General features: G+C 65.3%; 20 protein-coding genes and 1 pseudogene. 7 read left to right on the forward strand and 14 right to left on the reverse strand.

Annotated features, from left to right (window positions below):
• Positions 1-40 precede the first annotated feature (40 nt).
• A complete protein-coding gene (locus GGC65_RS11645) occupies positions 41-1,234 on the forward strand; it encodes a low temperature requirement protein A (RefSeq protein ID WP_192647308.1) in 1,194 nt (397 codons plus the stop codon).
• 27 nt (positions 1,235-1,261) lie between these two features.
• On the opposite strand, the gene GGC65_RS11650 is transcribed toward GGC65_RS11645, so the two are convergent.
• Positions 1,262-3,583, reverse strand: coding sequence for a TonB-dependent receptor (locus GGC65_RS11650; RefSeq protein WP_192647309.1), 2,322 nt, complete (start codon positions 3,581-3,583; stop codon positions 1,262-1,264).
• 94 nt (positions 3,584-3,677) lie between these two features.
• Here GGC65_RS11650 and GGC65_RS11655 point away from each other — a divergent pair, with 94 nt between their 5' ends.
• Together GGC65_RS11655 and GGC65_RS11660 are read left to right on the forward strand one after the other, a co-directional pair.
• A complete protein-coding gene (locus GGC65_RS11655; RefSeq protein ID WP_192647310.1) occupies positions 3,678-4,253 on the forward strand; it encodes a hypothetical protein in 576 nt (191 codons plus the stop codon).
• A gap of 53 nt (positions 4,254-4,306) precedes the next feature.
• Positions 4,307-5,780, forward strand: a pseudogene (locus tag GGC65_RS11660) (PepSY-associated TM helix domain-containing protein).
• A 27-nt stretch (positions 5,781-5,807) separates the two neighbouring features.
• Here GGC65_RS11660 and GGC65_RS11665 read toward each other — a convergent pair.
• Together GGC65_RS11665 and GGC65_RS11670 are read right to left on the reverse strand one after the other, a co-directional pair.
• The gene (locus GGC65_RS11665) at positions 5,808-6,287 is read right to left on the reverse strand and encodes a hypothetical protein (protein WP_192647311.1); all 480 of its coding nucleotides are present in this window, start codon (positions 6,285-6,287) and stop codon (positions 5,808-5,810) included.
• Positions 6,288-6,363: 76 nt separating this feature from the next.
• Positions 6,364-7,446 (reverse strand): hypothetical protein, encoded by a 1,083-nt coding sequence (locus GGC65_RS11670; protein WP_192647312.1) that lies wholly within the window; start codon positions 7,444-7,446, stop codon positions 6,364-6,366.
• 174 nt (positions 7,447-7,620) lie between these two features.
• Here GGC65_RS11670 and GGC65_RS11675 point away from each other — a divergent pair, with 174 nt between their 5' ends.
• The gene (locus GGC65_RS11675) at positions 7,621-9,768 is read left to right on the forward strand and encodes a P-loop NTPase fold protein (RefSeq protein WP_192647313.1); all 2,148 of its coding nucleotides are present in this window, start codon (positions 7,621-7,623) and stop codon (positions 9,766-9,768) included.
• Between the two features lie 40 nt (positions 9,769-9,808).
• Here GGC65_RS11675 and GGC65_RS11680 read toward each other — a convergent pair whose 3' ends face one another.
• The 6 genes from GGC65_RS11680 to GGC65_RS11705 all read right to left on the reverse strand — a co-directional run bounded on the left by GGC65_RS11680 (position 9,809) and on the right by GGC65_RS11705 (position 16,544).
• Positions 9,809-10,375 (reverse strand): pseudouridine synthase, encoded by a 567-nt coding sequence (locus GGC65_RS11680; RefSeq protein ID WP_192647314.1) that lies wholly within the window; start codon positions 10,373-10,375, stop codon positions 9,809-9,811.
• Positions 10,372-11,985, reverse strand: coding sequence for an NAD(P)/FAD-dependent oxidoreductase (locus GGC65_RS11685; RefSeq protein ID WP_192647315.1), 1,614 nt, complete (start codon positions 11,983-11,985; stop codon positions 10,372-10,374). The genes GGC65_RS11680 and GGC65_RS11685 overlap by 4 nt, the downstream gene beginning before the upstream one ends.
• A gap of 96 nt (positions 11,986-12,081) precedes the next feature.
• Positions 12,082-13,914 (reverse strand): translational GTPase TypA, encoded by a 1,833-nt coding sequence (gene typA / locus GGC65_RS11690; RefSeq protein WP_192647316.1) that lies wholly within the window; start codon positions 13,912-13,914, stop codon positions 12,082-12,084.
• 105 nt (positions 13,915-14,019) lie between these two features.
• On the reverse strand, positions 14,020-14,805 hold the full coding sequence (locus tag GGC65_RS11695) for a hypothetical protein (RefSeq protein WP_225940786.1): 786 nt from the start codon (positions 14,803-14,805) through the stop codon (positions 14,020-14,022).
• 104 nt (positions 14,806-14,909) lie between these two features.
• Entirely contained in the window at positions 14,910-15,830 is a 921-nt protein-coding gene (locus tag GGC65_RS11700) for a tetratricopeptide repeat protein (RefSeq protein ID WP_192647318.1), read from the reverse strand.
• Positions 15,831-15,893: 63 nt separating this feature from the next.
• Positions 15,894-16,544, reverse strand: coding sequence for a 5'-methylthioadenosine/S-adenosylhomocysteine nucleosidase (locus tag GGC65_RS11705; protein ID WP_192647319.1), 651 nt, complete (start codon positions 16,542-16,544; stop codon positions 15,894-15,896).
• On the opposite strand from GGC65_RS11705, the gene GGC65_RS11710 reads away from it, so the two are divergent.
• Genes GGC65_RS11710 through GGC65_RS11720 form a run of 3 tightly spaced genes read left to right on the forward strand, consistent with a single transcriptional unit; the run spans position 16,543 to position 19,575 of the window.
• Positions 16,543-17,577, forward strand: coding sequence for a bile acid:sodium symporter family protein (locus tag GGC65_RS11710; RefSeq protein WP_225940787.1), 1,035 nt, complete (start codon positions 16,543-16,545; stop codon positions 17,575-17,577). The genes GGC65_RS11705 and GGC65_RS11710 overlap by 2 nt on opposite strands.
• A gap of 52 nt (positions 17,578-17,629) precedes the next feature.
• Positions 17,630-18,841: a toxic anion resistance protein gene (locus GGC65_RS11715; protein WP_192647320.1), complete on the forward strand. Its 1,212-nt coding sequence runs from the start codon at positions 17,630-17,632 to the stop codon at positions 18,839-18,841.
• Positions 18,842-18,855: 14 nt separating this feature from the next.
• Positions 18,856-19,575, forward strand: a complete 720-nt coding sequence (locus tag GGC65_RS11720; protein ID WP_225940788.1) for a hypothetical protein — start codon at positions 18,856-18,858, stop codon at positions 19,573-19,575.
• Between the two features lie 13 nt (positions 19,576-19,588).
• On the opposite strand, the gene GGC65_RS11725 is transcribed toward GGC65_RS11720, so the two are convergent.
• The 5 genes from GGC65_RS11725 to GGC65_RS11745 all read right to left on the reverse strand — a co-directional run bounded on the left by GGC65_RS11725 (position 19,589) and on the right by GGC65_RS11745 (position 23,544).
• A complete protein-coding gene (locus GGC65_RS11725; protein ID WP_192647322.1) occupies positions 19,589-19,912 on the reverse strand; it encodes a hypothetical protein in 324 nt (107 codons plus the stop codon).
• A complete protein-coding gene (locus tag GGC65_RS11730) occupies positions 19,909-20,532 on the reverse strand; it encodes an RNA polymerase sigma factor (RefSeq protein ID WP_225941135.1) in 624 nt (207 codons plus the stop codon). Before GGC65_RS11730 ends, GGC65_RS11725 begins: the two co-directional genes overlap by 4 nt.
• On the reverse strand, positions 20,441-21,046 hold the full coding sequence (locus GGC65_RS11735; RefSeq protein ID WP_192647324.1) for a hypothetical protein: 606 nt from the start codon (positions 21,044-21,046) through the stop codon (positions 20,441-20,443). Before GGC65_RS11735 ends, GGC65_RS11730 begins: the two co-directional genes overlap by 92 nt.
• A 204-nt stretch (positions 21,047-21,250) precedes the next feature.
• The gene (locus GGC65_RS11740; RefSeq protein ID WP_192647325.1) at positions 21,251-22,648 is read right to left on the reverse strand and encodes an FAD/NAD(P)-binding protein; all 1,398 of its coding nucleotides are present in this window, start codon (positions 22,646-22,648) and stop codon (positions 21,251-21,253) included.
• Positions 22,649-22,650: 2 nt separating this feature from the next.
• Positions 22,651-23,544, reverse strand: coding sequence for a TauD/TfdA dioxygenase family protein (locus GGC65_RS11745; protein WP_192647326.1), 894 nt, complete (start codon positions 23,542-23,544; stop codon positions 22,651-22,653).
• Positions 23,545-23,549: the final 5 nt, after the last annotated feature.

Genomic DNA, 23,549 nt, shown 5'->3' on the forward strand with positions numbered 1-23,549 from the left:
CGAAGGGGACTTTCATGCACGCCAGGCCGGTCACCGCGCAATGACGGCGAAGCACCCCGGCGCCCCCCGCCGCCCGATGCTCCGCGACCGCGACGGCCATCACGCGCGCGTGACCTTCGAAGAATTGTTCTTCGACCTCGTCTACGTCTTCGCGGTCACCCAGCTCAGCCACACTCTGCTCCACCACCTCAGCCTCGTCGGCGCGCTCGAAACGCTGATCCTCTGGTTCGCGGTCTGGCTCGGCTGGCAATATACCTGCTGGGTCACCAACTGGTTCGACCCCGAAAACCCCCGGCTGCGCAGCTTCCTATTCGTGCTGATGCTGCTCGCGCTCGTGATGTCGGCCGCGATCCCCGACGCGTTCGGGAACAAGGCGCTTGTCTTCGCCGGATGCTATGTCGCGATACAGCTCGGGCGAACGCTCTTCGTAATCCTTGCGCTCGACCGCTCCACGGCACTCGCGGCCAATTACCGTCGCATGGCCGCGTGGTTCACCATGTCGGGTTGTTTCTGGATCGCCGGCGCGCTCGTCGGACATGAGTTACGCCTGCTCCTCTGGGCGATCGCCGTCTTCCTCGAATATGTGGCCCCGATGACCGGCTTCGCCTTTCCCGGGCTCGGCCGATCGCACACGAGCGAATGGACGATCGAGGGCGGGCATCTCGCCGAACGCTGCCAGCTCTTCGTCATCGTTGCGCTGGGCGAAACCCTGCTCGCAACCGGCGCCACGCTCGCCCGCGGCGAAGCGTGGAGCGGCTCGCTCCTCTCGGCGCTCGGCGCGACCTTCCTCGGCACGCTCGCGCTCTGGTGGCTCTATTTCGGCACCTCGAGCAAGGACGCGACGGCAAAGATCACGACCTCCGACGACCCCGGCCGCATCGGCGCCTGGTTTAACTATGTCCACGCGATCCTCGTCGGAGGCATCATCGTCTGCGCGGTCGGCAACGATCTGGCGATGGCGCATCCGGACGGCCACGCCACCCTGCCGCAGGTGCTGGTGATCGCCGCCGGGCCGATCCTCTATTTCGCCGGCAGCGCGATCTACCGCCGCGTCGTTTACGGTCGCATCCCGGTGTCGCATCTCGTGGGCATCGTCGCCGCGCTGGCGCTGGCTCCGGTCGGCCTCAACGCCGATCTGCTCACCATGGGGTGGCTCACGACGCTGCTCCTCACCGCGGTCGCGATCTGGGAAAGCCGGACGCGGCGCGCGGCGCCGCCGATCGAGGGGCACTGACCGCGCACGGCGGCAGCGCCCTTCCGTTCAGAACCGCGCTTCGAAACTCAGCCCGATCATACGCGGCTCGCCGAGCAACGCGTTGAGGCGGCCATCATTGTCATATTGATAGTCGAAGAATTTCTCGTCGAAGATGTTGTTCGCGAACAGATAGGCGCCGAAATTGTCGTTGCTCCAGCCGACCTTGGCATTGACGAGGGTGCGGCCGGGCACATCGCGGGCGCTCTGGTCGATCAGCCCCTGATAGGCCGCGCCGCGATGATTGACGTTGGCGTTGACCGAAATCCCGCTCCGGTCGCGCCAGCTGAAACCGGCCGCCCAGGTCCAGCGCGGCGAGCTCACGAACTCGAGTCCCGACAGATCGTCGACAAAGCCGCCCGTCGCGTCGAAATCGAGGAATTCGGTGCGCGCATAACCGACCGATCCATAGATGTTGAAACTGTCGGTGACGTCGAAATCGCTCTCGACTTCGAAGCCGTAAACGCGCGACTTGCCCGCATTCTGCGTCTCATAATCATAGACGCTGTTCGACAATTGCACGCTCACCTGCTGGTCGGTCCAGTCGATGAAAAAGGCGTTGGCGTTGAAGGTCAGCCGCCGATCGAACCACTGCGTGCGCAGCGACAGCTCATAATTCCACGTATATTCGGGATCATAGACATAGGTCGATGCGCGCGCCGGGTTCACGCCGCTGCCGCCCGAGCGATAGCCGCGCTGGACGATCGCGCTGATCGTCTTGTCGGGCGCGATTTCCCACGAAATGCCGCCCTTGGGCAGGAAGGCTTCATAACTGGTGTTCGACAGCGGGCTGCTGCTGCTGGCATCGTCGGCCTGCTGCTGGATCAGCCCGTTGACCGTCGACAGGATCATGTTGAGCGGCGACGGATAAAGCGCCGGGTTGGGCAGCGGGGTGTTGATGACGACGATATTGTCGTTCGATACCCGCTGCTTCTCGCGATCGTAACGGAAACCCGCGAGCAGCTTCAGCCCCGGCGTGATTTCAAAACTAGCATCGCCGAACAGCGCCATCGTCTCGATGTCGATCGAATAATCCTGCGACGAGGTGATGTAGATCAGCCCCGGATATTGCGCCCTCGCCTGCTGCGCCAGAAAAAGCGCTGTCGCGGGATCGAGGCCGAAGGGCGGGCCCTGCAGCACGGCGGCGACCGTCGGCGTCAGCCCCAGATCGCGGTCGGGATCGAGACCGAAGGTGCTGTTCGTGTTCGAATCCGGATTCTTGGTCCGTGAATAATAGCCGCCGATCAGGCCCTGCAACGGGCCGGTATCGAACGTCAGGCGCAGTTCCTGGCTGAAAATCTTCTGATTGGTAACCGCATCGCCATAGGCGGTATCGACCGCCTGCAAATCGCCGTCATAGGCCGACGATGTCCGCAGATGATTATAGGTCGAGATCGACGACAGGGTGAACACATCGCCGAGCGGCAGCGTCGCATCGAGCGTGAACAGGTCGGTCTTCGATCGCGAAAAGGTCGGCCGATTGGCCTCGACGATGCGATTGCTCCAATAATCGGGCGTGTCGCTATAGGCATAGCCGCGTCCGTTGCCGTCGTGCCGGTCATGGAGATAGGACAGCTTGATCTGCAACCCGTCGGCCCCCGACGGGGTGAACAGCAATTTGGCGCGCACGACGTCGCTGCTGTTCGGATCGTAATGCCCCCCGGTGAAGCTGTTCTTCACGAACCCGTCGCCGCGCGTCAGTTCGCCCGCAACGCGGAAAGCGAGGACATCGTCGATGATCGGGCCGCCGATTGCGGCGCCGAAGCGATATTCGCCATTGGCATCGGTGATCATCGCGCGCGCCTTGCCCTGCCAGTCGAAGCTCGGATCCGCGGTCTTGATGATGATCGCCCCTGCCAGCGCGTTGCGCCCCTGCAGCGTCGATTGCGGCCCGCGCAAAATCTCGACCTGGTCGATATCCCACAGGTCGAGCGGACCGCTGGCGGTCGCGTCGCTCGGCAGCGGCGATCCGTCGAGATAGACGGTGGCGAGGTCGCCGAAACCGGTGCCCGACACATTGGTGTTCGAAATGCCGCGGATCGTGAAGCCCGACTCGTTGAAGGTTGAGGCCAGGTTCGCGGTGCGATCGATCAGGTCGAATATATTGGTCAGGCTCTGACGTTCGATATCGTCGGAGGTAAAGACCTTCACGCTTTCGGGCGTGTCCTGCAGCGTGCGGTCGAATTTCAGGCCGGTGACGACGATCTCGTTGCTCTCGCCCGTATCGGCCGCGTCGGCCACCGCGGCATCCATCGCCGCTTCTTCGGCGTGCAGCGGCATCGCCGCGCTCGCCAGCATCAGGGCCAGAACCGGCCGGAAAGAGTTGGTCATTGTCTTTAGCTCCCCGCTTAGCTATCGAAGGGCCCGCTATTGCTATTGCGAATGCGAGTCAATAGTGAGGCCGGAAACGATATAGGGGGACAAGATGGAAGACACTCCGGCGCTTTTGCCGGCGTTGCTCATTGCCGTGGCGGCGGGCGCGGGCGCATGGCTGCTCCGCCGGTCGTGGCTGGGCAAGCAGCAGCAGACCGGCCTCGTCGCCCTCGGCTGGCTGCTCATCGCCGCCGCGACCATCGTCCCTGCGTGGCTGCTCGGCCCCGCGCGCGGACCGTTCATCGCGCTCGCGATCGCCTCGACCGCCGCGCTCGGCATCGTTGCCGCCAATTATACTGTCCGGCAGGCGAAGGCACGCGCCGCGCGCGAAAGCCTCGCCCCCGAACCCTCCGACCGCGCGACCACCAAGGGACGCGAGACGCTGCGCTGGCTGCTCGCGGGCCCGATCGGCATGGTCGCCGCGATGGGCGTCGGCATCGCATGGGCCGCCTTCGTCCCCGGCGAACAGCAGACGCGCCTCGTCATCGGCGGGCTGATCGTCCCCGTCGCATGGGGCGCGTGCATGGCGTGGACGCTCGCCGACAACCGCATCCTCCGCGCAACCGCCGTGCTCGTCGGCGTCGCGCTCGTCAGCTTCACCGCCGCCATCGTGAAGGGCTTCGCATGACCGCCGCCACCCCCGCCCCGAAGCCCCAAAAGCCCGCGAAGAAAAAGGATCTGATGTCGCGCATCCCCGCGGGCTTCGTCCGCGCGGTGCTCCGCGGGCACAGCAGCCTAGGCCTCGCCTTCGCCGCGCTCATCTATCTCATCTGCCTGTCGGGTAGCATCGCGGTCTTCGCGCACGAGTTCCAGCGCTGGGAAAGCGCCTCGGCGCCGCAGCTCACCGACGCCACGCCCGAATCCGTCCAGACCGCGTTCGAGGGCGCGATCGCCGCGGGCGGCCCGGGGGTCGAGCATGTCTATATCACGCTCCCCACCAATGACTTCCCGCGCCTGCTCCTCCATGTCGATGCCGACCAGGACCGCGAGTTCGTCGCCGACGCCGCGGGCAAGCTCGCGCCGTCGACCGAGTTTGCGTGGACCGAGTTCATCACGCGCCTCCACATCAACCTCCACCTGCCGCGCACCTGGGGCGGCTTCCTCGTCGGGCTGATCGGCGTCGCTTTGCTGTCCTCGCTCATCTCGGGCATCCTCGCGCACCCGCGCATCTTCCGCGACGCCTTCCACCTCCGCCTCGGCGGGTCGAAGGTTGCAGGAGGCCGATCTCCACAACCGGCTCGGCGTCTGGGCGCTGCCCTTCCACATCATCATCTCGCTCACCGGCGCCTTCCTCGGGCTCACGACGATCATCGTCGGGGTGCTCGGCATGGCGATGTTCAACGGCGACGCGGGCAAGGTCTACGCGCTCTTCATCCCCGAACCGCCGGTCGACGATCCGCGCCCCGCGCCGGTGCTCGACCTCAAACCGATGTATGCAAAGCTGCCGCAGGACGGCGGCCGCCTCACCTATATCTTCACCGAACATCCGACCGAGATGGGCGGCGCCGCGCTGTTCAACGTCAAGCAGCCCGATCGCATGGCGGGCACCGACAGCTATGCCTTCCGCCGCGACGCGAGCATCTACAGCGCGCAAAAGGCGACCGATAACAATCTCGGCGAGGATCTGCTCGGCGGCATGGGCCAGCTCCATTTCGGCTGGTTCGGCGGCGGGATCGTCAAGATCGTCTATTTCGCGCTCGGCCTCGGCCTCACCTATCTCGCCGCGAGCGGGGTCCATATCTGGCTCGCGCGCCGCCGCGACAAGGGCCGCCCTGCCCCCGCGTGGGAGCGCGCCTGGGCCGCGACCGTCTGGGGCCAGCCCGCGGGCATTGCCGCCGCTGCGGTCGCCGGCCTCGCCATCGCGAGCGCGCCCGCCGCGATCGCCGCGTGGCTCGTCGTCAGCCTGATCTTCCTGGCTCTCGCGATCCGCCTTCCCGCGACACGCCTCTCGACGCTCGGCCGCCTCGTGACCGGCGCGCTCACCCTCGCCGCCGCCGCGACGCACCTCGCGCTGCGCGGCGGCATCGGTACCGCGGATCCCATGGCGTGGATCGTCAACCTGTCGTTGATCGCCGGCGGGCTGTTCCTGCTCCTGTGGAAGCGCGGCACAGCCACCACCGCAGCCAAGCCCGAACCCGCGACCGCCCCGGCCTGACCCGAGGCGGCGCGCGGTCGGCCGCGCCTATTCGCAGCAGCGGTCGGGATCGTCCGACGCGTCGAGCGCAACAAGCAGGCCGATGCCTGCCAGCAGCGCGAGCCCGCCGACAACGACCGCGACGGTCCCCGCGTCGGACATGTTGCTCCGCCCCTTCGTCGACGCCGCCTTGCCGGAGGTCAGGCGCTGCCCGCCGAGCGAAAGCTGCGGCGCGACCTCATCGCCCCTGAACCCGAACTCGAGCCCCTCGCCAAAGCGCCACGCGGGTCCGCGCAGCCCCGACCCGTCGCTCCGCTGCATCGGCGCGAGCGTCAGGCTGGCGCGGATATCCTTGTCGCTCTCGCGCCCGCCGCCGAGCGGGATGCGCAGCCGCACCCCGGCAAAGCCCCCCGTGGCGACCGGCCCCGCGCCGTTCAGATACGCGGGCCCCTGCGCCGTCTGCGCATGGAGCGGCGTCGCGGCGCACGACAGCAAAGCGAGCGATGCGGCAATCGATTTCATGGTCATAGGATGCCCTCCCTGTCCGCACCTGATCGCCCGCAATTGAGGCCGAAGAATGGCCGGAGCACCCCGCCGGAAAGGCCTACCCCTCCGCCGCCTTCGCCTTGCGCCGCTGCCGCCACGACGGCACCTTCTTCACCGCGGCCACCCCGTCATCCACCGCCGGCGTCAGTGGCACCGCCGGCACTCGCTCGCCGCGCGCCTCGGCCGCTTCGATCCACGCCAGATAGCCCTCGGGAATATCGCCCCCCGCGCTCACCCAGTCGGCCTCGCCCGCAAAGCGCTGCACCGGCTCGGCATCCACAGGCGCCCCCTCATACATTTGCAGCGGCCCATAATAGGGCGTGTCATGCTCGCGCAGCTGCACCATCTCCACCCCCGGATCGTCGAGCTGCATCGCAATCGCCTCGAGCGCGCCCTCATCGGTCGCGGCGATCATCGCGCGCTGCCGCTCGGCGAGCGCAAGCAGCGCCGCCCCGATCTCGGCCTGCGCCTGATCGTCGAGCGCCGTCCCCTCATATCCTTCGAGCAGCGCTGCCGCCTCATCCTGTGCCCCGACCGGATCGCCCGCCCCCGCGCCATCGCCGTGGATCACCGTCCGCACCGTCGTCGTCGAGGCCTCGGCCATCGCACCTCCCGCCCCCACATTCCCGTTCGTGTCGAGCGAAGTCGAGACACCCATCGCGCCAGCACCGCCGCCCGACGCCACAGCAACCGCCCCGGCGCGCGTCGAGAAATAGTTGATCGTCGTCCGCTTGCCGCCCGCATCCTGCCCATAATGGCGCAGGCAGAACATCAGCAGCGCGTCATTGTGCCGCCGCCGAAACCCCATCAATTTCCCGGCGACAAAGACGGGCACCAGATAGCCGTCGATCGCGCGTTCGAACGCAATATCCTTCAGCCGCGCGACCCCGAAATCGAGCGCCGCCTCCCACGCCCGGCGAAAGCTCTCCGCACCGGGAGCGCGCCGCAGCGTATAGCAATTCGCCTGCGCCATATTGACCATAGCCGCCGCGCGGCTGACCGACCCGGTATCGGCGAGCGCCCCGATAAACGCCTTCTGCCGTTCGGGCGTCCACCCGTCATGCCGATATTTGCGCGGCACCGGCGTAAAGTCGGGAAGCGGCGGCCGAGCCTCCGCCGCGATCGGTGTCCGGTTCTGCATGATAAGCCCTCCTGTCTACCAAACCGGACAGGATATGACTTGGTGGTGGAATGTAGGAAAGAGGTTTGTTCATGGTTTGTTCAATCTGCGGCCATATCGGCTTCGCGGTACATTTTTGGCCCTAAAGTAATCGAGAGTTTCAGAACTGCGTTCGAAGGTCCATTTCGGGATCGATTGTTAGAAATCGTCTATGGTGCTGCAGGATACACGCGGTATCTTAGTGGAATGAAGCTCCCATTTGATGCCCGCCAAGACCGCGCGATCCGAGACGAATACGGCGACAAGCTCGAGCGAGGTCCATTTGTCGATAGCCTCGTTAGGGCATTGGTGCGGGTTGACCGTGATGATCGCGGAATAACCAAATCGGCCGAAGCAACCGGTTACGTTGTAGGTCTGACTGGCAAATGGGGGCTCGGCAAGTCGAGCGTCCTCAATTTATTGGCGCTAAAGCTTGGCTCAATGGACCGCGTAATCGTTGCGCAGTTCAACCCGTGGCTGCTTGGCAAGGGAGACGAACTTCTCACCGGTTTTTTCAACGCCCTGCGTGCAGCAGTCGGCAGAAATCGCAGCGAAGAATTTAACGCCTTAAGGGATGAATTGGACCGATATTGGGGCGCTATATTATTCTCGAGCAAGGTGACGATAGCCGCGACGGACGTCGGCACGAGCGCGGGTTTTTTCGAGAAGATTCTCCCGAAGTCGATAAAGTCGAAGCCTATTTCGCCGGAGGACGAGCGGTCGGTTTTAGAAAAGAAGATCACGGATCTACGCTGTGCGGTCGTCGTCCTTATAGATGAACTGGATCGGGTAGAAGACGATGACGTCAAAGCCGTCGCGCGCCTAATTAAAGCCGTGGGGGAAATTAGAGGCGTTTCTTATCTCGTAGCATACGACCCCAAGCGTGTTGCTGAGGCCCTAGGTGGAGGGCGAACCGACGAGTGCCGGGAGGCTGGCAACAGCTATCTTGAAAAGATCGTACAGCACCCAATCCCGCTTCGCCCTCTTTTCAGAGGCGACGCCATGGCATTGCTTGATGCCGCTCTTGAGCAGCACAAATCGGCATTGCCAGAAGAGCCTACTGAAGCCGAGCGCGACATTCGAGATCGAGTTCTCGACGCAATCGAAACACCGCGTGAGGTGAAGCGCCTAGTGGGGGCCTTTGCTGTGCTTGAAGAAGCGGTCCGCGGAGAGATATCGCCGTTTGATGTCCTCGGCTATTGCTGGCTAGCCACTAAAGCGCCCGCACTCCGTGATGCAATTGCTGCAAAAATTGAGGAACTAGTTGACGATCCGGGAGAGTTGGAAATGGTCCGGCGCGTTTCCGTTCAAATGGACAAGGGCCGCGCCCCGGACGTCACTTCTGTTCTTGGGCCAAGCGCGGCAGCTCATAAACATGTGCTCGAATTGCTCTTTCCGAGATTCACAGATCGAGGGGTAGCGGGCAGTGGGAATAGGCTGTCTCGTCGGAAAAATCTCATCCGAATGTTGTATCTCGGAAATCCACCAGGCATGATTCCTAGGAGAGAGATAGAGGCCCTGTGGATGCTCTGGGCCGCAGATCTCACTTCGAAGCTCCTTGAAACGTCTAGTGAGGGAAAGCTTCCGGATTTACTCGATCGCATTGAAGATCTGCTACCCGATCTGCCTGAAGCTGGCGATGACGAGTTCTGGTCGAAACTTTCCGACGTATTCGTGCGAGATCATGATTGGCTCGATGGCCCCAACAGTGCGAATGAACTTTCACGTGACGCGGCGCGATCGTTGGCACGGCTCGCAGCTCGTGATGTGCGTCAGATACCAAGAGTAAGGAAAGTTCTCGAAGCGTTGATCAGGGAGGGTGATCTAGTGATTGCTCCTTGGATTCTTCGGAATGAAATGCGCGCTAACGGGCTCTCCAGAAACTCGCCTAGCGGTTCATCACAAGCACTATATGATAAAACGCAAGTCGAGGATCTCATGCGCCGTGAGTTTCCCCGATATCGAACCGCAATCTTGAGCGGCCTAGCCCTGCGTAGGTTACCGAATATGGAAATATTTTATGCGCTTCTTAACGCGTCCGCTTGGGACGAGCACCTCCGAGAAAACCTCACTCAACAACTTATCGGAGCGGAAGCTATTGGCACTTTCGCCGGACTAATTGTGCCACCAGGATACGCCACCGAACTTAATACAATAAATGAGTTCTGTAATGCTGAAGTTCTCAATGCTCGCGTGGGAGACCTTTTAGCTGACCCAGCCGCCTTTCCCGATCCATGGATCAAGGAATCGGTTAACAGGCTACATCGAACCCTCAACGGGCGCGATCCCCATTTTGACGATTAAAGGAACGGCCACGACGTGAAACTTTGCGGCGCCCTAGCGGCTATGCTGAGCTCCGCTCTACCACCTGCCACTCCCCCAACCCCAAATCCCCGATCTCCCACCCCCCGATCCGCCACCGCACTAGCCGCAGCGTCGGAAAACCGACCGCCGCCGTCATCCGCCGCACCTGGCGGTTGCGGCCTTCGGTGATCGTCAGTTCGATCCAGCTATCCGGCACGCTCTTGCGATATCGCACCGGCGGGTCGCGGTCCCAGAGCATCGGCGGGTCGATGCGGCGGACCGCCGCGGGGCGAGTCGGGCCATCGTTCAGCGTGACGCCGCGGCTGAGCGCCGCCAGCGCGGCGGCGTCGGGCTCGCCCTCGACCTGCGCCAGATAGGTTTTGGGCGTCTTGTGCTTCGGCGACGAAATGCGCGCCTGCAGCGCGCCGTCGTCGGTCAGGATCAGCAGCCCCTCGCTGTCGCGATCGAGCCGCCCGGCCGGATAGACGCCGGGCACGTCGATATAGTCGGACAAGGTCGCGCGCGGGCCGTCCGCGCTCGCGGTCATGCCCTTGTCGGTGAATTGCGACAGCACGCCCCACGGCTTGTTGAACAGGATCAGCGTCACGGCATCACACTCCGCGCCACCGCCTCAGCGACCTTGATGCCGTCGACCGCCGCCGACAAAATGCCCCCGGCATAGCCCGCGCCCTCGCCCGCGGGGAACAGCCCCGCGGTGTTCAGGCTCTGAAAATCCTCGCCGCGGGTGAAGCGCACGGGCGAGGAGGTGCGCGTCTCGACCCCCGTCATCACCACGTCGGGATGGTCGTACCCCGCGATCTGGCGCCCGAACACCGGGATCGCCTCGCGCATCGCCTCGACCGCGAAGGCGGGCAGGCATTGCGCCAGGTCGGTCGGGGTCACACCGGGGCGATAGGAGGGGATGACGCTGCCGAGTTCGGTCGACGGGCGGCCTTTGAGGAAATCGCCGACGCGCTGCGCGGGCGCGCGATAGTTCGATCCGCCCGCGACAAAGGCGAGCGATTCCCAGTGCCGCTGGAACGCGATGCCCGCGAGCGGGTCGCCGGGATAGTCGCGCGCGGGGTCGATCGCGACGACGAAGCCCGAATTGGCGTTGCGTTCGTTGCGCGAATATTGGCTCATGCCGTTGGTCGCGACGCGGCCCTCCTCCGACGTCGCGGCGACGACGGTGCCGCCGGGGCACATGCAGAAACTATAGACGGTGCGGCCGTTCTTGCAGTGGTGCGAGATATGATATTCGGCAGCGCCGAGGATCGGATTGCCCGCATCGGCGCCGAAGCGCGAGGCGTCGATCCACGATTGCGGATGCTCGATGCGGACGCCGATCGAAAAGGGCTTCGCCTCGACATGCACCCCCGCCGCCAGCAGCATCGCGAAGGTGTCGCGCGCGCTGTGGCCGATCGCCATAACGACGCGATCGGCCTCGATATACTCGCCGTTTGCCAAGTGCACGCCCTGCACGCGGCGTTCGCCCGCGCCGTCGGTCACGATATCGAGCCCGTCGACCTTGTGCTGCCAGCGATATTCGCCGCCCAGCCCCTCGATCGTCTCGCGCAGGCTTTCGACCATCGTCACCAGCCGGAAGGTGCCGATATGCGGGTGCGCCTCGGTCAATATTTCGGGCGGGGCGCCCGCTTTCACGAATTCGGTCAGCACCTTGCGGTCGAGGTGCCGCGGGTCCTTGATCCGGCTGTAGAGCTTGCCGTCGGAGAAGGTGCCCGCGCCGCCCTCGCCGAACTGGACGTTCGATTCGGGGTGGAGCACGCTGCGCCGCCACAAGTCCCATGTGTCCTTGGTGCGCTCGCGCACCACCTTGCCGCGGTCGAGGATGATCGGGCGGAACCCCATCTGCGCGAGGATCAGCCCGACGAACAGTCCGCACGGCCCCGCGCCGACGACGACCGGCCGCTTGATGCCCTTCGGCGCTTGGGTGATGAATTTATACGCGGTGTTCGGGGTCTGCTGGACATTGCGGTCCTTGCGAAAGCGCGCGAGCACCGCGCCCTCGTCCTTCACATTGACGTCGACCGAATAGATCAGCTTGATGTTCGTCTTGTCGCGCGCATCGTTGGCACGGCGTGCGACGACGTGGCGGATCAGCTCGCGCGGCGAAATCCGCAGCCGCTTGCAGATCGCGGCGGGCAAATCCTCGGGCGCATGGTGCAGTGGCAAGGTCAGTTCGGTCAGGCGAAGCATCGCCCGCCTGTAATGCGCAAGCCCGCCGGGGGGAACGCCAATCGAAACGGGGTTCGAAAAGAAAAGGGGCGGCCATCGCTGACCGCCCCCTGATCCTTACGCCGCTTCCTTCTTGCGCGACGCCTTCTTGCGCTCGTGCGGATCGAGCAGCGCCTTGCGGATGCGGATATTCTTCGGGGTCACTTCGACCATCTCGTCATCGTCGATGTAAGCGATCGCCTGTTCCAGCGTCATGCGGCGCGGCGGGGTGAGGCGGATCGCGTCGTCCTTGCCCGTCGAACGGAAGTTCGTGAGCTGCTTCGACTTCATCGGGTTGACTTCGAGATCGTCGGGCTTTGCATTCTCGCCGATGATCATGCCCTCATAGAGCGCCTCGCCGGGCGAGACGAAGAGGATGCCGCGCTCTTCGAGCGGGCCCAAGGCATATGCAACCGCTTCGCCATTGCCGTTCGAGATCAGGACGCCATTCTTGCGGCCTTCGATCTGGCCCTTGTGCGGACCATATTTCTCGAACAGGCGGTTCATGATCCCGGTGCCGCGCGTGTCGGACAGGAATTCGCCATGATAGCCGATCAGGCCGCGCGACGGGCCGCTGAAGGTGATGCGCGTCTTGCCGCCACCCGACGGACGCATGTCGGTGAGGTCAGCCTTGCGGATCTGCATCTTCTCGACAACCGTGCCGCTATGCTCGTCGTCGACGTCGATGACGACGGTTTCATAAGGCTCGGTGCGCGCGCCGCTTTCGTCGGTGCCATAGAGCACTTTCGGGCGGCTGATGCCGAGTTCGAAGCCTTCGCGGCGCATCGTTTCGATGAGCACGCCGAGCTGGAGTTCGCCGCGGCCCGCGACGTCGAAGCTGTCCTTGTCGGCGCTTTCGGTGATGCGGATCGCGACGTTCGTTTCGGCTTCGCGGAACAGACGGTCGCGGATCATGCGGCTCGTGACCTTGCTGCCTTCGCGGCCCGCCATCGGGCTGTCATTGACCGCAAAGCGCATCGACAGCGTCGGCGGATCGATCGGCTGCGCGGCGATCGGTTCGCTGACGCTCGTGTCGGCGACGGTGTTCGCGACGGTTGCATTGGTCAGGCCCGCGATCGCGACGATGTCGCCCGCTTTCGCTTCTTCGACCGGAACGCGGTCGAGCCCGCGGAACGCGAGCAGCTTCGATGCGCGGCCGGTTTCGATCACCTTGCCGTCCATGTCGAGCGCGTGGATCGGCTGGTTGACCTTGACCGTACCCGACTGGACGCGGCCGGTCAGGATGCGGCCGATGAAATTGTCGCGGTCGAGCAAGGTCGCGAGGAAGGTGAAGGGCGCGTCTTCGTCGAGGCCCGGGGTCGGGACGTGCGACACGATCGTCTTGAACAGCGGCTCGAGCGTGCCTTCGCGCGCGTCGGGGCTTTCCGAAGCATAGCCGCCGCGGCCCGAGGCGTAGAGGATCGGGAAGTCGAGCTGTTCGTCATTCGCTTCGAGCGCGAGGAAGAGTTCGAACACTTCGTCGAGCACTTCGGCGGCGCGCGCGTCGCTGCGGTCGATCTTGTTGACGACGACGATCGGCTTGAGGCCGAGCGCGAGCGCCTTGCCGGTCACGAACTTGGTCTGCGGCATCGGGCCTTCGGCCGCGTCGACGAGCAGGATGACGCCGTCGACCATGGAGAGGATGCGCTCGACCTCGCCGCCGAAGTCGGCGTGACCCGGGGTGTCGACGATGTTGATGCGCGTCTGGTCGGCGCCTTCGCCCCACTCGACCGAGGTGCACTTCGCAAGGATGGTGATCCCGCGTTCCTTTTCGAGGTCGTTCGAATCCATCGCGCGTTCTTCGACGCGCTGGTTGTCGCGGAAGGTACCCGACTGGCGGAATAGCTGGTCGACGAGGGTCGTCTTGCCATGATCGACGTGTGCGATAATCGCAATATTGCGCAAAGACATGCGGAAAGAGCCTTGATGGAAGGGGGCAGCGCCCGGAGCGCCGCGAAACGCCGCGCCCCTAACAGAAGTGGTGCTGCGGCGCAACATGATTGCCGAGGGCGCGCGCTAGCGCAGCGATTCCGCCAAGCGTTTTTCATCGTACAGCGAACGGCTCTCCGCTCGGCGCAGCCGTTTTGCGAGCCCCTTGTCGAATTCGCGTTTCCAGCGCACGAGCGCCGGGCCGATCCGCGCCGGGTCGCCATCGCCGATCGCCTGCAACGCGCGCGACGCCGCGAGCAGCGCTTGGCGCTCACGCGCCAACCCCGCTCCCGTATAGCGTTCGGCAATCAGTCCGAGTTGGTGGCGCATCGCCGCGATCGACAGCGCCGCGCCTTCGGGATCGGCGCGATCGATCATCATTTGCGCCGCCGCGATCCCGTCGTCGATAGCCGCAAGTTGATCGCCTAGACGCCGCTCGACGCTCTGTCCCGCCGGGCAGGTACGCATTGCGCGAACATAGGCGGCAAGCACGTCGAGCATGGCGGGCGTCGGCTCGCGTCCGCCGAATTCCTCGACGATCAGGTTGCGGACAAAGGCTTCGAGCGCGCGCGTATCGGGATCGCGCGATACCTTTCCCGGCATCGCGAGATCGGGAATGACGACGGGGTCGAACTGGCCGTTGCCACGCGCCGCGCTGAAGAAACTGTTCGTGACATCGGCCGTCCCCGGCGCCTCCGACACACCCGCGAGCAGGAAATGCGGGTTGTTGCGCCCGTTGATATGGCAGCTTGCGCAGCTCAGCCCCGCCTTCGCCGCCTGACCACCAAGCAAGGTCGGCGCCCCGAACAGGGCGCGGCCGCTCCGGACCAACGGCATGTTGCTGGCAAGGCAGGTCGCGGGCTGCTCCGACAAGAGCGCTTGCTCGGACCCCGGCGCGGTCCAGCGCAATTGTTCGAACACCGGCGGCGGATCGGCGCGCGTTGCCGCGACGCCAAAAAGCAGCGCCGCGAACGCGATTAGCTTACGGATGAGCGCCCCGCTGAAATCCAGCGCTTGAGTTCGTCGACTTCGTGGCAGCCAAAACCGCAGATCGCCTCCAGCTTTGCCAGATGCGCTTTCGCGCCCGCCACGTCGCCCCGCTCAAGCTTCAGCTCGCCATAATATTCGAGCGCGCCGCGATGCTCCGGCGCAATGGCGAGCGCCTCGCGATAATAGGTCTCGGCCGCGTCATAGCGTTTCAATTTGCGGTTCGCGAAGCCCAGATAGGTGAGCACATCGGGATGCGGACCCGCCGCCCACAAGGCCTGATCGAGCTTGGCGATGGCGGCTTCATAACGATGCTCGTTGATCAGGCCGACCGCCGCGACATAAGTCGCATCCAGTGTTTCCGCTGCCGCCAGCCGTACCTCGGGCTCGACTGCGCTTTGCGCTTGCGGCCCCGCGGCGATCGCCGCCTGGAGCTTCGCGATGGCGTCGGTGAGCTTTGCCGAATCGGCGCAGGTCCCCGCGCACCCTTCCTGCATCGCTTTCAACGCGCCGAGCTGCTCGTCGGCCTTTTCGGCCTTGCCGAGTTTCGCCTGCGCGATGCCGAGGTCGCGCCGCGCGTCGACCATCTTCTCGTCGTAGCGGACCGCCGTTTCGAGCGGCTTCACCGCGCGCGATAAATCGCCCTGCGCCATATAGCTCGCGCCGAGCAGATAATTGGCTTGCGGGTTCTTGGGCACCGCAGACACCACCTTTTTGAATGCCTTTGCCGCCTCGTCATATTTGCCCGAAGCAAAAGCGTCGGCGCCCTTCTGATAGTCGACCGTCGGGTCGTAGGCACTCTGGCTCGGCGGGGCGCTGCTTCCACCACCGCCGCCGCCCGCCGCGAAGGCGATCGGCGCCGCAAAAACCGCACAGGCGGCGAGTATGGCTAGTGAAGACCGGTACCGCATCGCGAGTCTCTCCCTCGGTCGTTAGGGCGCCAGCCTATCACAAGCGCGGGACGCGCGGAACGGTTAGATCATGACGACCAGTCGCTCGACCTCTTGCCCCGCGACCCGCGCCGCGCGCACGAGATTGGCGTGAAAATCGCCGGCGCTGTCACCATTCGCCTCGTCGGTAACCGCCTTGATCGCGCCCCATGGCTTGCCCAGCCGCGCCGCGACTTGTGCGACTGCGCCAACCTCCATGTCGACGAGCGTCGCGCCGAGACCGGCGAGATCGGCCGCCGCATCGGGGCACGCGACGAAGCTGTCCCCGCTCGCGATCCGCGCGTGCGGAAGTCCGAGTCCGGGGTCGGACATTGCCGAAAAATGCGCTTCTCCGGCCTCGCCTATCGGCCATTCGCCCGCGCGATAGCGACGGAAGAGGCCGGGCTGGTTGGCGCCATAATCATGCTGCAGCGCCTCAGCGAGCCAATAGGCGCCCGGCGCCGCGCCGAGCGAACCGCAGGTGCCGGTCATCAGCAGCAAATCGGCCTCGCCCACCAACGTGCCCGCACACAGCGCCGCATTGACCTTACCCAGCCCGCAGGTTGCGACAGTTAGGCTGTGGCCGCCAACCACCAGCCGTCGTTCGGCAAACAGTCCGCCGACGCGTTCGCCGGTGCCGGGAAACAGCGCATCGGCCTCTTCGGGCAGCGCGGCGAGGATCAGGATATGGGCCATGGCGCCTCTCTATCGTCTCGCGCAGCCTTGCCAAGCGCGCGTCGCGCCGCCATCGCTCGTATCAATGCTGTCCCGCATCTTCCCCGACCGTTTCGTCCCCGTGCTGTTCGCGACGATCCTGCTCGCGAGCCTGCTGCCGGTACGCGGCGCGGCGGTGCCGATTGCGCAAGGCGCTTCCACAGCCGCGATCATCTTTCTCTTCTTCCTCAACGGCGTGCGCCTGCCGCGCGATGAGGTGCTGCACGGCATCCGCAACTGGAAATTGCAGGGGAGCGCACTCGCTTTCTGTTTCGGCTTCATGGCGATGCTCGGCCTCGCCGCGCAGGCAGCGACGGCGCCGTTGCTCCCCGCGACGCTCGCGCTCGGTTTCCTTTTCCTCGGCATCCTGCCGTCGACCGTCCAGTCGGCGACCGCGGCGAGCAGCCTCGCCGGCGGCAATGTCGCGGCCAGCGTCGTCGCGGCGGCGCTGCTCAACCTGAGCGGCGTCGCGCTGTCGCCTTTGCTCTTCGCGCTACTCGCCGGCGCCGAGGGCGAGATTCATGGCGAGGCGGTGCTGCGTATTGTCTCAATCCTGCTCGTCCCCTTTGTCGCCGGGCAGCTTGTCCAGCGCTCGCTGCGGCCATGGGTACTCGCGCATCGCGGCCTCGCGACCTTCATGGACCGCACCGCGATTGCGATCGCGGTCTATGTCGCTTTCTCGGCTGCGGTCGTCGCGGGAATCTGGGGCCTGCTCGACGGGCGCGAGATTGCCATCGTGTTTGCAGCGGTCACGGCGCTGCTCGCGCTCTCCTTCGGCGGTGCCTGGGCGCTGGGCAAGCTGCTCAAGCTCGCGCGTGCCGACCGCATCACCCTGCTCTTCTCGGGCGCGCAAAAGAGCATCGCGGTCGGCGCGCCGCTCGCCGCGACCCTTTTCCCGCCGGCCATCGCCGGCATGGTGCTCGTTCCGATCCTCGTCTATCATATGGCGCAACTGATCCTGTCCGCTTGGATCGCGCCGGCGCTGCGGTCGGGACAGGGTGTGGTGCTTGAATAACACAGATACGCATGCCATATAGGCAAGTGGTAAGGGGCTGGAAGGAAGACGAATGAGCGAACTGACTGCGACGGCGACCGCAACCGACGAGCTGAAGCTGACGCCGCCCGATCCCGTACCCGTGGTTGCCCCCGAAAAGGCCGCCGGCCTGGTCCCGCTGTCGACCGAACAGAAATCGAAGCTGGAGGAACGCGTCGACGGCTTTATCGACGACCTCGTTGCGCAGGACGTCAATTCGCCCGCCTTTGGCCAGAAGGTCGACCAGATCACCAACATGGGCCGCAAGGAAATGCTAGAGGCGGCGAACCAGTCGAACCGCTTCCTCGACCGCCCGATCAAGGCCATGGATCGCGATACCGACATCGGCCAGAACCTCATCGAACTGCGCAACACCGTCGAGCGGCTCGACCCGTCGGCGAACGGCAAATTGCTGTCGAAACGTGGCTTTTTCGACAAGATTTTCGGCGGCAAGGTCGGCAATTATTTCGCGCAATATCGCAGCGCGCAGACGCATATCGGCGGCATCCTGACCGCGCTCGCCAATGGCAAGGACGAGCTGTTGATGGACAATGCCGCCATCGACGTCGAACGCCGCAAGCTGTGGGAATCGATGGGCAAGCTTGAGCAGATGGTCCACATCGCCCAGACGCTCGACGAGAAGCTCGAAGCCAAGGCCACCGAACTCGACGGCGTCGACCCCGCCAAGGCCAAGGTCATCCGCGAAAATGCACTTTTCTACGCGCGCCAGCGGACGCAGGACCTGCTCACCCAGATGGCGGTGACGGTGCAGGGCTATCTCGCGCTCGACCTCGTCAAAAAGAATAATGTCGAGCTGGTGAAGGGCGTCGACCGCGCGAGCACGACAACCGTCGGTGCGCTCAAGACCGCGATCACCGTCGCGCAGGCGATGACGAACCAGAAGCTCGTGCTCGAACAGATCACCGCCCTCAACACGACGACCGCGAACATCATCGACGGCACGTCGAAGATGCTGAAGGACAACACCGCGCGCATCCACGAACAGGCGGCGTCGAGCACGATCCCCATGGAAACGCTCCAGCGCGCCTTCCAGAATATCTATGACACGATGGACGCGATCGACACCTTCAAGCTGAAGGCGCTCGACAGCATGAAGACCACCGTCAACACGCTCGAGGGCGAGGTCGCGAAATCGAAGGGCTATATCGCGCGCGCCGAAGGTGCGAGCCAGGCGCAGGCCAGCGTGGGCGGCGCCGACAGCCCGCTCGCGTCGCTCGAAGGCTAAGGCACATCATGAGCATGAGCGAAGTCGACAAGATCCGGGTTTCGGCCGCCTCGGCGATCGAACGGTCGCGCGAGCGCCGCCGCCCGATCGGGACAAAGAGCGTCGCGCTGCGCCGCCAGCATCTCTACAAAAAGCTTGGCCGCGTGCTGATCGCGGGCGGCATCGTGCTGATCGGCGCCGCGGTCTTCGGCGCGCTGATCCAGCCGCTGGGCTTCACCGGGCTGCTCGCTTTGTTTATCCTCCTGATCGGCGTCGCGGTGCTGTTCGGTCGCACCCCCTTCCCAGAGCCGCGCCAGGCCGACCTGCCGAAGGCCGACCTCAAGCAGCTCGCCGGCCGCACCGAAATCTGGCTCGAGGCGCAGCGCCCCGCGCTCCCCGCTCCCGCGCGCCAGCTCGTCGACGGCATCGGCGTCCAGCTCGACCTGCTCGCGCCGCAGCTCCAGACGCTCGACGCGGCGAGCCCCGCCGCTGCGAATATCCGCAAGCTCGTCGGCGAGGACCTGCCCGAGCTCGTCGCGGGTTATCAGCGCATCCCGGCGGGCCTGCGCGGCGAAGCGCATGCCGGCCGCACCCCCGACGAGACGCTTGTCGGGGGACTGAAGACGCTCGAAAGCGAAATCGGCCACGCCGCGCGCAGCCTCGCGGCGGGCGAACTCGACAAGCTCGCGACGCGCGAACGCTATCTCCAGCTCAAATATCAGGGCATCGACGGCGAGGACGTGCCGACCAGCTAAGCATTCGGGCGCACTAGGCCTGCCGCCAGCGCTGCGTCCCGAACCACAGCAGCAGGACAAGCAGCAGCGGCGGCGCGAGTCCCCAATGCGCCGGCCCGGCAAGCGGCGCCAGCAAGGGGGCCGACGACAGCAGCCACAAGGCCGCGAGCAGCGCGCCGACCGCCAGCGCTTCGAACGCGAAGCTCCGCCAGAAACTCCGGCGGGCACGAGCATAGGCCGCCTGCGCATCGATCGCGCGAGCGACGCCAACCGCAAAGCCGCGATCGCCCGGCCGCTCGGGCGGCGCCAGCATGGCGGCCAGCATCGCGTCGATGTCCCGATCGTCCGGCGCCGTCATGCGTCCGCTCCTTCGCCGATCATCTTCTGCGCCTTTGCCCGCCCACGCAAGACCAGCGATTTGAGCGTGCCCAATGGCAAGCCCATGATCGCAGCCGCCTCGCCATGCGACCAGCCATGGCCGAAGCATAGGGTAAGCGCGGCACGTTCCTGCGGCGACAGGGCGCCGAGCAGCCGGTCGGCGTCGATCGCGGCGTCGCTCGCCGGGCGCGGATCGGTCGAGCTGGCGGCGTCTTCTCCTCCCAAGAGCCCCTCGCGTCGCCTCGCGGTGCGCCGCTGATCGAGGAACAGCCGCCAGCCGATCCCCATGATCCACGCCGCGTAACTCCCTTGCCCCCGATATTCGCCCGCGCGCTGCCACGCGCGGACGAAAGCTTCCTGCGCCAGATCGTCGGCGTCGCATCCGGCGGCGCGGGACAGGAAGGCGCGCAATCGCCCCTCGTGCCGCAGCACGAGGAGCTGGAAAGCGGCACGATCTCCCCCGGCGACACGCTGGTTGAGGGCCCAATCTTCATCGACGCAACCCTCATCACGCAGCGGCGCGCTCCTCGGCAGCCGCGGCCCGCGCGAGGCGGCGACGGATGAGCAGCGCGATGCCGACGAAGGCGGGGAACAGCGCAGCGCCCGCCGAAGTGCGGATAAGTTGCTCATTGCCCTGGATCAGTCCGAAACCTGCCATAGCGAGGCCAAGCGCGAGCAGCACAAGCGCGTTACGGTCGTCTCCGGCGCCGGCGGTTTCCTTCCCGCCCTGCCAGCCGAGATGTTCATAGGGCTTGTTGAGCTTGTCGATCAGCGGGCTGACCGCGTCGGATTTCGCCTCGAGCGCGCGGCGGATCGACCGATGCAGCATCCACGCATGGAGTAATCGCGCGAGCAGAAAAAAGCCGACGATGAACAGCGCGACCATCGTGATGTTTTCGAGCCACCCGAAAAAGCTGTCGCTGATCGCGACCAGTTCGGTAGTCGGCGGCGGGGCAGGCATGAACGAAGCGATGTCGCGCGGGTCGATATAGGAGGCGACATCGGCCGGACTTATCGATTGCGCGGCCCCAACGGGTACGGTCACCGTCGCGGCGGGCGGCGCCGCGGGGGTCGCGACGGTGGCGGCGGCAGCCGTCGTGATCATCAGGTCCATCGAAATCTCTCTCCTTCATGCCACCGGGGCATGGTGAAACCACAGGCGGCGGCCTCCGGCAAGGCGGGGATGATCTGCGCCGGGGAGCACATACCAACCGCCGCGCGAAACCGCCGCCCGGACCGGCGCTGGGCCAGTCAGACACTAGACGGCACCGCACGCCTTGGTGGATGCAACAATGAGAAATTTTTTGCGGGGGTGAGCCTAAAGTCCCTCGCCGCCCGTCCAATGCGCGTTGACGAGGCGGCGCGCGAGCGCGCTGACCTGGTTGCGGATATCGGGCACCGCGACAACTTCCCACAAATCGCCACGCGTCATCGGCCCGATCGCCAGAATATGCTCCGACGATCGGCCCGACGCATCAACGATATGGCCGTCGCGGTCGATATCGAGCCCGAGGCGCAGCGCGTCGGGGCGGATGCGCCGCGCGCCGAGCAGGCGCTTCATCAGGGGATCCGACGAGCGCAGCAGGTCGCCCTGCGGCCCGGTGCAATTGATCACGCGCGCGGCGCGGAACGTCGTGCGCTCGGCTTCGCCGCGCGGAAACCACGAAACCGCGAGCGCATCGGGCTCGACCGCGACATCGGCGATCTTGCCGGCACGAAAATGCAGCTGCCCCGACGCGATGAGCGCGTCGATCCGGTCGGCGACTTCGGGCGCGAGGCGGTGACGATGGACGTCCCAGAAGGGACGCAGGTGCCGCAGAAAGCGCGCACGCTTGTCGGCGTCGGCCGCCGACCACATCATCTGCGTGATCGGACGGATCGAATCGACGACAAGCCGCCAGTCGCGCTCCTTCGCCTCGTCGCGCGCCCAGCGCACGAGTTCGGAAAGATCGGGCGCGGGCTTGGCAAGCACCGGCTTGGGACGCGGCAATCCGTCGACATGGCGATGCGGCCGCAGCCCCCGGCGCGACAGCGCTGTAATCGGCCCTTCGTGGCCATGCGCGACAAGCCGCAGGATCACGTCGATCGCAGTAAGCCCGGTGCCGACGATGAGCACCGGGGCCTGCTTGTCGAGCCCGTCCTCGAATGCGCTCGCCCAAGGATCGCCGATATAGCGATGCGACGGCAAATGCGCGCCCTCGATCGCGGGCGGATCGTGCGGCGGCAGATTGCCGATCGCGAGCACCGCGCGGTCGGCCTCGATCAAGCCGCCGTTGACGAGCCCGAGCGTGACCTGTCCGCCCCGCTCTTCGATATCGAGCACCGCGTCGTCGACGAGCTTCAGCCGGCGGCCATATTTCTCCATCGCCTGACCAAGCGTCTCGCGCAGGTAACGGCCATAGGTCGCACGCGTCACGAACGCCGCCTCGCAGCCGAGCCCGCGCGCGGCGAGCCACTCGCAAAAATGGTCGGGCCGGTCGGCAAAGGCGCTCATATTGCCCGCGCGGACGTTGAGGAGGTGCGAAGTTTCGGTGCTGCTGTACGCGACGCCGGCGCCCATGCGGTGCCGGTCGCGCTCGATCAGCAGCACCTCGACATCGGGCTGTTCGAGCAGGTTGATCGCGAGCAAGGTGCCCGAGAAACCCGCGCCGACGATCGCCACGCGGGTCGCGGTGCGGAAGCGCGGGCGCGGCGAATGAAGTTGCGCCTCGATCATCCTCATCGCGTTACCACATCGCCGGCAACCGTCACACGTTCGAGTGCGCGATATTCGGGCCAATAGTCGCCGACGGCATAATGCTGCGTCGAACGATTGTCCCAGATGCCGATCGCGTTCGGGGTCCAGCGGAAACGCACCTGATATTCGGGCACCTTGATCCGGTCGAACAGCAGGCGAAGCAGGCTGTCACTCTCCTCCTCGCTCACGCCGACGATGCGGCTGGTGAAGGTGTAGTTGACGTAGAGGATCTTCTCGCCCGTTTCGGGATGCGAGCGCACCACGGGATGACGCACCGGCGGGAAGTCACGCGCAAGCTGCGCGCGCTTTTCCTCGGTGACGCGGCCACCGAAGCTGCGCACGATATCATGCTCGGCTTCGAGTCCTTCGATGCGGTCCTTCACCGCTTGCGGCAAGCCCGCATGGGCGGCGACGGTGTCCGCCCACATCGTATCGCCGCCGAGCGGCGGCAGGTGCCGCGCGCGCAGGATCGAGGCGATCGACGGCCGCTCGCGGAAGGTCACATCGGTGTGCCATTTGTTATACGCCTGGAACGGCGCGACCGTCTCGGCGGTGAGCTGGACACCCTCGACGCCTTCGATCCTGAGGATTTCGGGATAACCCTCGACCGACGGGATCACCGGATGGCCTTCGAGTTCGCCGAACAGGCGGCCGAGCCGGACGTGGCTTTCGTGGCTGATATCCTGATCGCGGAAGAAGACGACCTTGAAACGAAGCCACGCGGCGCGAAGCAGATCACCTTCTTCGGAAGAGAGCGGTCGGCCGAGATCGAGCCCGCTGACCTCGGCCCCGATCGTCGGGGTCGAAGGCGAAATCGACACGCCGAGCGATTGCGCGGTCTCGAACAGGTCGGGGGTGTTCAGCTGCGTGGCCATGAGCA

The sequence above is a fragment of the Sphingopyxis sp. OAS728 genome, assembly GCF_014873485.1.
Classification (GTDB): Bacteria; Pseudomonadota; Alphaproteobacteria; order Sphingomonadales; family Sphingomonadaceae; genus Sphingopyxis.